The organism is Paenibacillus sp. FSL H8-0168, assembly GCF_038592955.1.
In the GTDB taxonomy this organism is placed as follows: Bacteria; Bacillota; Bacilli; order Paenibacillales; family Paenibacillaceae; genus Paenibacillus; species Paenibacillus polymyxa_B.
Genome location: NZ_CP151948.1, coordinates 2718849 through 2731914 on the forward strand (window position 1 = coordinate 2718849; position 13066 = coordinate 2731914).

Sequence of the window (13066 nt, forward strand, 5' to 3'; positions counted from 1 at the left end):
ATTCAAAAGACTCCGGCAAGCTCATGCCGGAGTCCATCAAATGAAGTGTTTTTACATTAAGCGATATGATTAAGAGCAACAATTTTGTTTTTCCCGGAGCGCTTAGCTTGATACAGATAGTCATCTGCTTGCTGAAAAAATACATCTTTATCTTTGTTCATTTCCTCTGTATAGCTTTTCAGTCCAATGCTTACGGTTACAGAAACGATTTGCAATTTCTCCTGAAAGGTCATTTTCTCCACTTCACGCCGGATGTTTTCGACGATCTGATAAGCTTCTTCGAAAGTATGCTCAAACATCAAAATAGCAAATTCCTCACCGCCATAGCGAGCCGCAATGTCATTTGCGGTAATCTGCTCTGTAATGATTTGCGAGATGCCTTCCAAAATTTTATCTCCGAACTGGTGTCCGTAAGTATCATTGATCTTCTTGAAATTATCAATATCCACTAACGCCAGATGGATGATCGCGCCTTGTTCAGCATATTCGAGTGCTTTTTCATAAAAGTTTTGAAAGGACAAATGATTGTAGAGCTTTGTCAAACCATCAGTCATTGACATTTTGCTGATAATCGCGTTACTGATCATTAATTCCTGTTGGGCACGCTTTGTTTTATACAAATCCACTAACAAATCGCGGCCGCTGGCCTGAATAATGAGAGCAATAAAGGTGGATATAATTAAAAAGGTTGGAATCGCCACGATATCAAAGTCTGACAAATAGCTGCGGAATGATCCATCTGCTGCCAGCAACAGAAAAAAGACGACCACTTGCAATACAAAGGAAAGCCATATTAAGCGACGATTGAAGAACAGAATAGAAGAGAAAATAGGCAACAAACATAGCGCAGGAATAATCCGGATATCATAATTTAGGCGAATAATCATCCAGCAAATGACGGAGCTTGCCATAAACAGGATCGCAAAAGAATACCTGTTAAATTTAAAATGAGCCAACTCTGCCAGTAAGTTGGAACCACTCATGATTAGCGTGGGAACAATGAGGGTTCCGACGTAAAATTCATAAGGCGAAGCGTGGTAATCAAGAAATAAGTAGCTGCCCAGCTGGACGATAAAATGTACAGCTATAATCATCCAATACAGTAATAACATTTTGCGTACCCAGCGGGCTTGCTTTGTTTTGTAATCCATGGTTTGAGTAAGCCGTTTTGTCTTGTTCATGATGTCACCACACTTAATGTATCTTTAGCCATTCTCGTATTATAAGATACTATGTGATGAAGTTGAAGCTAATTTTTTTGAAGGCCATGAACTTGCTAGCCTAGCAACACTTTTACTTGGTGGATAGCCCCGTCCCCTGCAACCGGCAGAATATTATCGTAAGGACGGTGCCATCTAAGGTAACTGTAACTACACCCTTGGAGACATGCTGTGGATTCGTGATATGAATCACGTAGGTATCACCGCGGAAGACACGGGTGACTGTGAATTCGTCCCAGGCTGTAGGAATGCACGGATCAATACGCAGACCATCCCATTCAGGCTGAATACCGAGAATGAATTGAGTAATAGCTATAAAGTTCCATGCCGCTGTACCCGTCAGCCAGGAATTTTTGGCTTCGCCTTCACGAACAGCATCCTTGCCCGCAATCATTTGAGCGTACACATACGGCTCGGTGCGGTGAATGTCGCTGATGTCCTCCAGATAGGCGGGTGCAATTTTGCTATACAGCTCGAAAGCACGGTCCCCACGTCCTATTACGGCTTCCGCCATCATAATCCACGGGTTATTGTGACAGAAAATACCGGCATTTTCCTTATAACCGGGAGGATAAGATGAGATTTCGTCCAGGTTGATGTAATAGCGAGAATACGGTGGATTTTGCAACATGATGCCGTAGGGAGTTTCTAACCGATCACGTGTAGAATCGAGAGCTTTTTGAGCTAGACCTTCTTCAACACCAATTCCTGCCATGACACAGAAACCTTGAGGTTCAATGAAATTTGACCTTCTTCACAATCCTTGCTCCCTATTTTGTCTCCATAATGGTCATAAGCACGTAAGAACCATTCCCCGTCAAAACCATGCTCCAATGTGGCTGTTTGCATACGATCCACATATGCTTGAGCGGTTGCCGCTTCCTCATCCAATCCTCTGCGCTTGCAAAGCTCAATAAAATCCGGTCCCGTATATACAAATAATCCGGCGATGAACACGGATTCGGCTATTCGACCCTCAATAAGCCACAACGGATCGTCGTTAAAGCCACCGCCAACCTCGTGATTTCCTTTTTTGGTTAACGGTTGGTACTGATGATAAGCCCCCCCCGTTTTCAAATTGAGTAGAGGCAATGTCGATAATCCGTTCCCGCGCCCGCTCCGGTATTTGGTGGACGAAACCGAGCAAGTCCTGATTCGAATCCCGGAAGCCCATTCCACGCCCGATACCAGATTCAAAATACGAAGCGGAACGCGACATATTGAACGTAACCATACACTGATAAGGGTTCCATATGTTTACCATTCGGTTCAGCTTGTCGTCGTGGCTTTGAAGGGTATACTTGGACAGCAAATTATTCCAATAAGTTCGCAGCTCACTCAACGCTCGTTCTACATCAGATTCATCCGCAAACTGCGCAATGAAGCTTAACCTGATGGACCTCGCCGTCAAAGGATAAGGGCACAAAAGCTAGTTGCGTGACCCGAATACCGCTGCGTTCCCCCATAATTGAGGTATAGCCAAGTCCATGGCGGCATTCATACTGCTCCAGCTCCCGTTTGACCGGCATCCAGCCTGGAGTCCAATAATCCCCGTTATCATAAATATAAAAATAGCGACCGCCATTGTCGACTGGAATATTGTTGTACCGGTAACGTGTTAAGCGACGTAAGCGAGCCATCCCGGTAAAATGCATAGCCGCCACCTGTATTGGAAATCAGTCCAAAAAATCGTTCATTACCTAAGGCCCAACACATGATTATATTCAAACATAAAGCCGTTCTTTCTTTAGAAAAACATTTCCTGCCTTATACAAAATGTGCTTGATTTTCTCAAGCATTCTTCTGGAATTTGCAAAATATTTGAAATGGGTAAATATACCTTTTTATGCTAAAATGAAAAAGTTAGAACTTAGCAAGGCAGGAGGTTGCAAGAATGGCACCTATCACATTATTTTTTATCCCGTATGCAGGCGGATCGGCGTCGGTCAGCTTCAAATGGAAAAAGTTGCTGCTTCCGCAGATTAAGCTTGTTCCACTGGAATTAGCGGGCAGAGGTATTCGTTCTGGGGAACCGCTAAAGGAAAGCATTGAGGAGATGAGCGAGGATCTGTTGCACAAGATCAGCGAAGAGATAGCCCCCGGCGATCCTTATGCCATATACGGTCACAGTATGGGGACGATGATCTCATTCGAGCTGTACTACAAGCTGGTGGCCGCTGGATATGGCAAGCCTGCACATCTGTTCGTTTCGGGTGGACGGGCACCGCATGTCCCAAGAAATTCCCCGTGGTTACACGATCTGCCCGCACATCAGTTCAGGACGCATTTGCAGCGGTACGGTCAGCTTTCGGAAGCGATTTTTGACAATCGGGAATTATACGACTATTTTATGCCAGTGTTAAGAGCGGATTTCAAAGCTGTCGAGTTGTACAAGTACATGGCTAAAGCCGTACCTTTACATTGTCCTATCACCGCTTTGACGGGAATGACCGATAACACGGTGACCTTACAAGATGCGGAGGCATGGGCACACCATACGGATCAGCAATTTCGTATGTTTACCTTTGAGGGAGGACACTTTTTTATTCATGATGAAGTGGAACGGATTACGCACATCATCAATGAGACCTTGGAGCAGAGTTCGGTGACAAGTAGCATACAACAATAAAAATAAGAGGTGATTTTTAGTGACAGTAGGTGTATTGGCACATTTGTTTGGCAAGTTGCCTTATCGTGAATTGGCTGCAAAGGTAGGCGCAGCGGGCTTTACTCATGTTCAGCTGGCTCCGTGGAGAGCGATCAGTGATGTAGATTTTAATAAACCGGGTAAGTTCAATCCGGGATTGGCACTGTCTATCGCAGAAGAATTTCGTAAGCATGGTGTATCCATATCGGTGCTCGGGTGCTATTTACATTTTTTTATACAGGATGAGGAATTGCTGCGTGAAAATGTAGAGCGCTTCAAAGAGCTGATCCGATATGCGGGTCTGTTAGGAGCACCAATGGTTGCAGCTGAAGTCGGACGTAATGAGGACGGTACTGCCTATACGGAACGTGACTGGAGAGTTGTAAGGGAAGTAGTGCGTGAATTAGCAGATGAAGCGGAGAAGTGGGGCGTATTCGTAGGATTGGAAGCTGCAAATGATCACTTGGTCGGAACCGCCGTAGAGTTGGCTACCTTTCTGGAGGAAGTACCTTCTTCACACATCGGTGTTGTGATTGATCCGGGTAATCTGCTGAAAACGGAAAATCTGGCGCAACAGGATGAGATCATCCGCGAAGCTTTCCAACTGCTAGGCCCCCGGATTATCGCAGCGCATGCCAAAGACCGGCGGTTGTCATCGTCAGGTGAAATTGAGACGGTGCCGCCGGGTTTTGGAGACATGAACTATGGCCTCTACATGGAACTACTGGAGCAGTACAAGCCGGGGGTTCATATTATTATGGAAGCTGCTCAGGAGCATGAGATGGCTGAATCCAGACGTTATATCGAAGGTCATCGGATAGCCGCTCAGAAAGCGCAACAAGTGCAACAAGTGCAGACGAGATAGTGCATTCTTTCATATAATCAGGAATGCTGCGTTAATAATTGAGAGACTTGGAAGCGCCTCCTTTTCCAAGTCTCCGTTCCTTTATCCTTCTTTAACCTTGCACAACCGCCACGATTACAATGACCCAGCTTGCCAAAAAAGCCAACCCGCCAAGGGGAGTGATTGCCCCAAGCTTTCTCACACCGGATATACTAAGGGCATACAGACTGCCGGAAAACAGGAGAATACCCACTAGCATAACCCAACCTGCGGTTACGATGAGAGAAGAATGGACAAGGCTGTCAGCAAGAACTCCAAGCAGTAGCAAACCCAGTCCATGAGCGATTTGATATTGAATTCCTGTCTGGAATATGCTGAGCATGTCTGCGGAAAGTCTTTTTTTCAATGCATGCGCGCCGAACGCTCCCAGAGCTACGGCTAAAAACATCACGATACAACCAAGCAATAGCAAAATTTTCATGTTTTAACGCCTCCCTGTGAAATAGTACCGATTCCAATCGATTTCGTCAATTTTCCTTGTGAATCTCTAAACTTATAGAATTTTTCGACTCTCATTTGGCGCCTAGTGTGGTATATTTTTTCCAGGGCCAATGCGAAGCATTTGGAGCAATAGACAGCGTGTCCTCCACCTTTTTTAGGGGAAAGTGAGGTGATGATGCTGTCTTTTTGTGCTGTCGTTTTTCGGAATAAAATCTTGTGTAAAGCCAAAATTGATAATGGAGAGGATGAATGCAAAAGTGATCAGCAGAAAATCAGTGTTCAGGAAATCTGTCTCTATGGTCATGTCAGCCATTTTGGTACTTCCATTAACCTTGGGCTTATTTCAGGCAGGACCCGACCGTGCATCAGCCGCAACACCGGAATCGACACGCTTTCTACAATTGTATAAACAGCTGAAGGATCCGGCTAGCGGATACTTTTCAAAAGAAGGCATCCCTTATCATTCCGTTGAAACGCTCATGAGCGAGGCTCCGGATTACGGACACTTAACGACTTCGGAAGCGTACAGCTACTGGATGTGGCTGGAAGTGCTGTATGGTCATTATACCGGGGATTGGGGGCATTTGGAATCCGCATGGGACAACATGGAGAAATATATCATTCCTGTTAATGAAGGGGACGGTAAGGAAGAGCAACCGACAATGAGTAACTATAATCCGAACAGCCCCGCCACTTATGCCGCAGAATATTCGCAGCCGGATCAGTACCCAAGCCGTTTGAGTGGTCAGTATGGTGCTGGCAAGGATCCACTGGATTCTGAGCTGAAGGCAACCTATGGCAACAACCAGACTTATCTGATGCACTGGTTGTTGGATGTGGATAATTGGTACGGCTTTGGCAATCTGCTGAATCCGTCGCATACAGCTGCCTATGTAAACACCTTCCAGCGTGGGGAACAGGAATCAGTCTGGGAGGCTGTACCGCATCCATCACAAGATAATCATAAGTTTGGCAAGCCTAATGAAGGCTTTATGAGCCTGTTCACTAAGGAAAATAATGCCCCGGCACAGCAATGGCGCTACACGAATGCCACCGATGCGGATGCACGGGCAGTTCAAGCGATGTACTGGGCTAAGGAATTGGGATATGACAACTCCGTATATTTGGATAAAGCCAAAAAGATGGGAGACTTTTTGCGGTACGGCATGTACGATAAATACTTCCAGAAAATCGGAAGCGCTTCCAATGGAAGTCCTATTGCTGGTACGGGGAAGGATGCCAGTCTTTATCTGATGGCATGGTATACGGCTTGGGGCGGCGGACTTGGCCAAAGCGGCAACTGGGCTTGGCGAATTGGTGCCAGCCATGCGCATCAGGGCTACCAAAATGTCGTCGCAGCGTATGCGTTGTCCGATCAAGATGGTGGATTAATACCGAATTCACCAACGGCGGGACAGGACTGGGCGACCTCGCTGAAGCGCCAACTGGAGTTTTATACTTGGCTGCAATCCGATGAGGGGGCCATTGCAGGCGGAGCGACGAATAGCTGGGATGGTGCCTATAAGGCTTATCCATCTGGCACAAGTACCTTTTATGGTATGGCTTATACAGGGGCTCCTGTATATAACGATCCACCGTCGAACAACTGGTTCGGGATGCAGGCTTGGCCTGTCGAGCGAGTTGCCGAGCTGTACTACATTTTAGCCAAGAAAGGGGATACTTCATCCGAGCAGTTTAAAATGGCTAAACAAGTGACGGAAAACTGGATAGCGTGGTCCAAGAGCTATGTATTTGCCAACGAACGGCCTGTGACTGATGCACAGGGATACTATTTGGACGCTCAAGGTAAGCGTATTCTGGGTGGCAAGAATCCGAAAGTGGCTACTACAGCAGCTAAAGGGGAATTCTGGCTGCCGAGCAATCTGGAATGGAGCGGAAAGCCTGAAACCTGGAGCGGATTTGCCAATCATAAAGGGAATACCAATCTCCATGTGGTAACAAAGAATCCAGGGCAGGATGCCGGAGTGCTGGGCAGCTATGTTAAAGCACTTACTTTTTTTGCTGCTGGAACGAAAGCTGAAAAAGGAGACTATTCCGAGTTAGGCAAGGAAGCTAAGGATCTGTCTAAAGCTTTGCTTGATGCTGCATGGGGTTATAATGATGGTATAGGCATTACAACGAAGGAAGCGCGCGAGGATTATTATCGCTATTTCACTAAAGAAGTGTATATTCCGAGCGGCTGGAGCGGTAAGACTGGACAAGGCAACACAATCCCTGGCACAGGTGCTACACCGTCTGATCCGTCCAAAGGCGGTAATGGTACGTATTCCAGCTATAGTGACATCCGGCCTAATATCACTAAAGATCCGCAATGGTCTTATCTCAAAGATAAATACATGACTTCTTGGAACAATCAGACCAAAAAATGGGATAAAGGCGCTCCAGAATTTACGTATCATCGTTTCTGGTCCCAAGTGGATATGGCAACGGCTTATGCCGAGTATGACCGTCTCATTAACGGTGGTGGACCAACCGAGCCGACAGCTCCCAAAGCTCCGGCAAATGTGAAGGCAAATGCTGGGGATGCTCAGGTTACACTGACCTGGAGCAAAGCGACGGGTGCCGATAGCTATACGGTCAAGCGCTCGACAACCAGTGGTGGCCCTTATACCACAGTAGCAACGGTAACAGACAGCACTTACAAGGATACAGGAGTGGTGAATGAAACCACTTATTATTATGTGGCAAATGCAACAAATTCTTTAGGAACCGGCCCGGATTCTGCCGAGGTCAGTGCCAAGCCTACGGCAGCACCCATTCCAGTAACGGGAGATGTGATTGCACAATATCGCGTGGGTGACACCAACCCGGGAGATAACCAGATTCGGCCACTGTTCCGTGTAGTAAACAAGGGCAAAGAGGCAGTTGATCTGAAAAATGTCAAGCTGCGATACTACTACACTGTAGATGGCGACAAGCCACAGGAATTCCATTGTGACTATGCACAGTTGGGCAGTAGTAACGTTCAGGGACGTTTTGTGAAACTGGATAAGGCCGTTACAGGCGCAGATTATTATCTGGAAATCTCCTTTGGAGCTGGTGCGGGAAGTCTGACAGCAGGGGAAAACACAGGGGATATTCAGATTCGCATGAACAAGGCGGATTGGAGCAACTATAACGAAAGTGATGATTTTTCCTATGATCCAACCAAGACATCTTATACGGATTGGGACAAAGCACCTTTGTATATAAACGACAAACGTGTCTGGGGGCTGGAGCCTTGATTGTGAACTGATTGTGGAAATTGCGGACGGAACGTGAGAGCACTGAATTCACTTCCGTCCATTTTTTTGTGATCGGATTCGTGGTACACTATGATCGTTACATCACTACATACATGACCGAGGTGACCTGAGACATGAATGACAATTTGGCACAGGCTCTGAATGAGCAAATGAACTTTGAATTTTACTCCGCTCACGTATATCTGGCGATGGCTGCTTATTGCTCCAGTGAAAGTCTGGATGGGTTTGCAAACTTCTTCCTGGTACAAGCTGAGGAGGAACGGTTTCATGCCATGAAACTGTATAAATACATTAATGACCGTAGAGGACGCGCCACATTGGCTGCATTGCCGGAGCCGAAAAATAGCTACGATTCCATGCTGGATGTATTTGAGCATGGCTACAAGCATGAGCAGCAAAACACGCAAAAATTTTATCATCTGGCTGACTTGGCCCTCGATGGACGCGAGCATGCAACGATCCATTTCCTGAAATGGTTTATTGATGAGCAAGTCGAAGAGGAAGCTCTGTTCGACAGTGTTATCCAGAAGCTTAAACGCATTGAAAGAGACAGCAATGCCTTTTATATGCTGGACAGCGAGTTTGCCAAACGCAGCTTTACTGCCCCTGCGGAGTAATACAGCTTACATGATGTGTTTTGAATGCCGGAGATATGGCCAGTATTTTATTCGTCTAGAAAGTAGAGGAGCCCGATTTTCGGGCTTTTTTGCGTTGACTTTAATTAATGAATTCTCATCTTTCGAGGGGCTATTGTTATTTTAAATGGAGTTATAGAAAAAATTAATTTGTCGCTGAATGGTGAGCATGCTACAGTTATGTTAACTTTTATATCTTATTAAATAGATGGGAATAGTTATATAGTGGTTCACTCGTTTTATAAAAACATTATAAGGAGGCGGGTTAGTATGAGTGAAATCTATCGTCTGGCACTCCAGGAGGACGCAGAAAGATTGCAGTATGTGACGTATGAGGCGTATGAAACAATTCGGCAGTTGGAGCTTCGATGGCCTGCCGCTCAGGCAGACGTTGCTCTCATTCAAGAAAACATTAGAAATAATGATTGCTATGTGCTGGAAGTAGACGGTGTTATTCAGGCTACCGTTAGCCATCTCAAAAATAGAGCCCTTAATTTTATAACCGATCTACCGTTTGTGATGTGGTTCGCTGTAGACCCGGCTGCCCAGGGCAAAGGATATGGGAAAAAACTGCTGAATTGGGTAGAGCAAACGATTATTCGTGACAAGGTCGGTGCTCCTGCTGTGACACTGGCGACTGCGGAAAAGCATCCCTATTTGCTATCCATGTACGAGCGTTGGGGATATGAACGTATCCATGCTTTTGACCATGGAACAGGGGACGGGACGATGCATTTACTACGTAAAGTGGTGAATCCTGAATTATTCTCCACCTACATTCGTGAAAAAAATGAAGCCGAGACAGTTAATCGAAATTAGACGCGATCATAGGGAACGGACGAAGCCGATTCGTTTGCAGAAGGGGGGCAGGACTTATGAAGTTTGTATTGTTCAGCCTAATGGCTAATCTGCCTAATGCGATTACCGGAGAAGCCTGGAGTTCGCAGCAAAAATTCCAAAATGTAATAAAGCAGGCTGTGGTCGCAGAGGAGCTTGGTTTTGATGCGTATGGTGTGGGGGAGCGGCATGGTACGCCTTTTTTGTCGTCTTCACCTCCACTCGTTCTGACCGCTTATAGCAGCGAGAACTGAACGGATTCGTCTGCTGATGATGGTAGCGGTGCTTAGTATTCTTGACCCGGTACGCGTAGCTGAGGATTATGCGACATTGGATCATTTATCGGGCGGAAGATTAGAACTGATTATCGGAAAAGGCAATGATCCACGCCATTATCCGTTGTTTGGAATTACGGAGGAAGAGCAGTGGGAGTCGCTAGCAGAACGCTATCGTCTGCTCAAACGGCTATGGAGCGAGGAAGAGGTTACGTGGAAGGGCAACTATCGGCCCCCGCTGTATCAGGTCACGACACAGCCACGCCTGTATCAACAGCAAATTCCGATATGGCATGGAAGTGCCTCCAGTACATTATCGACGGAGCTGGCTGCACAATATGGAGAGCCGTTATTTTCCTCTAATTCTTTGCGTGGATGGGCTGGGAGAGCAGGAGCAACTTGAACAGTTGCATCGGTTTGCCGAGGATATCATCCCTGTGCTGCGGCGAGAGATTCCCAGCACTATTTGGCAGCAGGTGCCGATTCTACACAAAGAAAATGGATCACTGGCTGCTATTCCTAAAGGTGCTCCCTCCATTTCTCCTATTTTTCAGTTGTGATTGATGAATAACGTTACCCTCTCTCATGAAAGCAACCGAAGTAGCGGTGTTTTCGGGTCGATAGCGACTGAGAGAGGGGCTTTTTAGTTTTAGACAAATTGACAGAGATACATAAAAAGAGTAACGTAATTGTATATTTATTTAAATCTCATAAAATTAATCGGATTAATTAAAATTTAAAGATGTGGAATCTAATGATATAAAGGAGGAATTTTTTTGAGCGACCCACAATCTAGTACGACCAAGCGCTGTATAACAGCCGAGGATTTATATCGACTTCACTGGGTTAGCGATCCAGCTATTCATCCTCTCAGCAGTGAAATCGCTTACGTAGAGCAGCATATTAATAAAGAGCGGACAGATTATAACTCAGGAATTTGGCTATTATCGCCTGAAGGCGCTAACGCAGTACCCTTTACATATGGACCCAAAGATGAAACGCCTGTCTGGTCACCAGATGGAACACAACTAGCTTTTCTTCGTACAACAGACGGCAAGCGCCAGGTATGGATTATTCCGAAACGCGGGGGAGAGGCACGACAGCTTACACACGTAGAGAACAACGTTCGTTCATTAGCCTGGTCTCCTGATGGGACCTGCATATCGTTTGTAGCCAAAACGGCCGAGAACCCGTCAAGCCCTCCATCCGATGGAGGAACTCAGGAGGCACAACTTAAGGGACGAGTCGTTAATCGAACGAAAGCTAAATCGGACGGCTATGGACTGTGGGATGATACTCGTGATCACTTGTATGTAACTGATGTGACTTCGGGGCACACGGTTCAGCTGACGTCCGGCGCCTATGATGTGGCAGAGCCTGTGTGGTCACCGGATGGTCGTCGTATTTTATTCGTCGCCAGGATCGCAGAGCATTCGAAAGAGGATACGGATTTACGTGAGCAAAATGATTTGTTTACGATAGCTCCAGCGACCTCAAGTAGTGATGCAGTAGCACCGCTTAAGCTGACCCATTCCGAACTGCACATTGAGAGTGCTGCTTATTCTCCCGACGGTTCAACGATTGCCTTTTACGGTCATGATCGACATGCCAAAGGCGCTACTCAGACTCGACTGTATACGGTTCCCTCCAGTGGCGGGACGGTAGTATGTGTTAGTGAGACACTGGACGCTCACATCGGTAATGCAGGTATGAGCGACATGCGTTCACATCTTCATATAGGACCACCACGCTTCAGTGCGGATGGTCAATCCCTGTATACGCTAGTAACTCTTGAAGGGAATGTACACGTATATCAGTTTGCGCTTGATGGAACTTTTAAAATTTTAACGCAAGGAGATCGGGAAATTTATCAATTTGAGCTTACTTCAGATGAGCAGCATATCATTGCTGCTTCCACTGATGTGGCTTTACCAGGCGATTTGTTCCGAATTGCGATCCATTCAGGAATTGAGGAACGGCTGACCAGAGTGAATGACCCTCTGCTTGATGAGATTGAGATCAGTGTGCCTGAGAGCTTCTGGACTGAGGTTGAGGATGGACGACGGGTGCAGGGATGGGTGATGAAACCTGTTGGATTTAAGGAGGGCGTATCTTATCCTGCCATATTGGAAATTCACGGTGGTCCTCATGCCATGTATTCCAATTCTTTTTTTCATGAATTTCAGTTGCTGGCCGCTCAGGGATATACAGTCATCTACACGAATCCGGGAGGAAGCCGAGGGTACGGACAGTCTTTTACCAATGTCGTCCTTGGAGATTATGGCGGGCGCGATTACACCGATCTGCTGAGCGCAGTGGACGAGGCTATACGTCAATTTCCATTCATTCATCCAGAAAGGCTGGGCGTAACAGGGGGCAGCTATGGTGGTTTTATGACAAACTGGATTGTCGGCCATACCGATCGTTTCCGCGCAGCTGTAACCCAGCGTTCCATATCCAACTGGCTATCGATGTATGGGGTGAGTGACATAGGGTACTCGTTTACAGAAGACGAAGTTGGCGGGAATCCGTGGAAAGATTTCGAACTCCTGTGGAGACAATCTCCGCTGGCTTATGTGCAGCAAATCAATACACCGCTGCTCATATTGCACGGGGAGCAGGATCTGCGTTGCCCAATTGAGCAGGGAGAGCAGCTGTTTACAGCATTACGTCGCTTGGGGAAACCTACGCAATTTGTCCGTTTTCCAGCTTCAAGTCACGAGCTTTCACGAAAAGGGCACCCGCAGCTTCGCGTGGAACGACTGCAACGTATTACTAATTGGTTTGTCAAGCACCAGATATAACACATTATGCGTTTCTTGCACTTACGACACAGAAATT

The 13066-nt window shown here is 46.4% G+C and carries 8 protein-coding genes and 2 pseudogenes; 7 read left to right on the forward strand and 3 right to left on the reverse strand.

Going from position 1 to position 13066, the window contains the following annotated elements:
* Positions 1–56: 56 nt before the first annotated feature.
* Entirely contained in the window at positions 57–1181 is a 1125-nt protein-coding gene (locus MHI21_RS12510) for a GGDEF domain-containing protein (RefSeq protein ID WP_341161442.1), read from the reverse strand.
* 95 nt (positions 1182–1276) lie between these two features.
* Positions 1277–2924 (reverse strand): annotated as a pseudogene (locus tag MHI21_RS12515) (glycosyl transferase); the annotation flags it as partial.
* Between the two features lie 190 nt (positions 2925–3114).
* Between MHI21_RS12515 and MHI21_RS12520 the strand changes: the two are divergent.
* Positions 3115–3849: an alpha/beta fold hydrolase gene (locus MHI21_RS12520; protein WP_342420124.1), complete on the forward strand. Its 735-nt coding sequence runs from the start codon at positions 3115–3117 to the stop codon at positions 3847–3849.
* 19 nt (positions 3850–3868) lie between these two features.
* A complete protein-coding gene (locus MHI21_RS12525; protein ID WP_342420125.1) occupies positions 3869–4732 on the forward strand; it encodes a sugar phosphate isomerase/epimerase in 864 nt (287 codons plus the stop codon).
* Between the two features lie 91 nt (positions 4733–4823).
* On the opposite strand, the gene MHI21_RS12530 is transcribed toward MHI21_RS12525, so the two are convergent.
* Positions 4824–5192: a DUF423 domain-containing protein gene (locus tag MHI21_RS12530; RefSeq protein ID WP_061831662.1), complete on the reverse strand. Its 369-nt coding sequence runs from the start codon at positions 5190–5192 to the stop codon at positions 4824–4826.
* A gap of 316 nt (positions 5193–5508) precedes the next feature.
* Here MHI21_RS12530 and MHI21_RS12535 point away from each other — a divergent pair, with 316 nt between their 5' ends.
* The 5 genes and pseudogenes from MHI21_RS12535 to MHI21_RS12555 all read left to right on the forward strand — a co-directional run bounded on the left by MHI21_RS12535 (position 5509) and on the right by MHI21_RS12555 (position 13029).
* The gene (locus MHI21_RS12535) at positions 5509–8457 is read left to right on the forward strand and encodes a glycoside hydrolase family 48 protein (RefSeq protein ID WP_341163677.1); all 2949 of its coding nucleotides are present in this window, start codon (positions 5509–5511) and stop codon (positions 8455–8457) included.
* 134 nt (positions 8458–8591) lie between these two features.
* Positions 8592–9095 carry a ferritin gene (locus MHI21_RS12540; protein WP_013310291.1) on the forward strand — a complete coding sequence of 168 codons (504 nt, stop codon included), beginning with the start codon at positions 8592–8594 and terminating at the stop codon, positions 9093–9095.
* 288 nt (positions 9096–9383) lie between these two features.
* A complete protein-coding gene (locus tag MHI21_RS12545) occupies positions 9384–9932 on the forward strand; it encodes a GNAT family N-acetyltransferase (protein ID WP_165179659.1) in 549 nt (182 codons plus the stop codon).
* A gap of 56 nt (positions 9933–9988) precedes the next feature.
* A pseudogene (locus tag MHI21_RS12550) lies at positions 9989–10785 on the forward strand (LLM class flavin-dependent oxidoreductase).
* A 216-nt stretch (positions 10786–11001) separates the two neighbouring features.
* Positions 11002–13029 carry a S9 family peptidase gene (locus MHI21_RS12555; RefSeq protein ID WP_342420126.1) on the forward strand — a complete coding sequence of 676 codons (2028 nt, stop codon included), beginning with the start codon at positions 11002–11004 and terminating at the stop codon, positions 13027–13029.
* Positions 13030–13066: the final 37 nt, after the last annotated feature.

Coding starts and splice junctions, on each gene's coding strand:
- MHI21_RS12510 (WP_341161442.1), bottom strand. CDS start 1,181: ATGAACAAGACAAAACGGCTTACTCAAACCATGGATTACAAAACAAAG.
- MHI21_RS12520 (WP_342420124.1), top strand. CDS start 3,115: ATGGCACCTATCACATTATTTTTTATCCCGTATGCAGGCGGATCGGCG.
- MHI21_RS12530 (WP_061831662.1), bottom strand. CDS start 5,192: ATGAAAATTTTGCTATTGCTTGGTTGTATCGTGATGTTTTTAGCCGTA.
- MHI21_RS12535 (WP_341163677.1), top strand. CDS start 5,509: ATGGTCATGTCAGCCATTTTGGTACTTCCATTAACCTTGGGCTTATTT.
- MHI21_RS12540 (WP_013310291.1), top strand. CDS start 8,592: ATGAATGACAATTTGGCACAGGCTCTGAATGAGCAAATGAACTTTGAA.
- MHI21_RS12545 (WP_165179659.1), top strand. CDS start 9,384: ATGAGTGAAATCTATCGTCTGGCACTCCAGGAGGACGCAGAAAGATTG.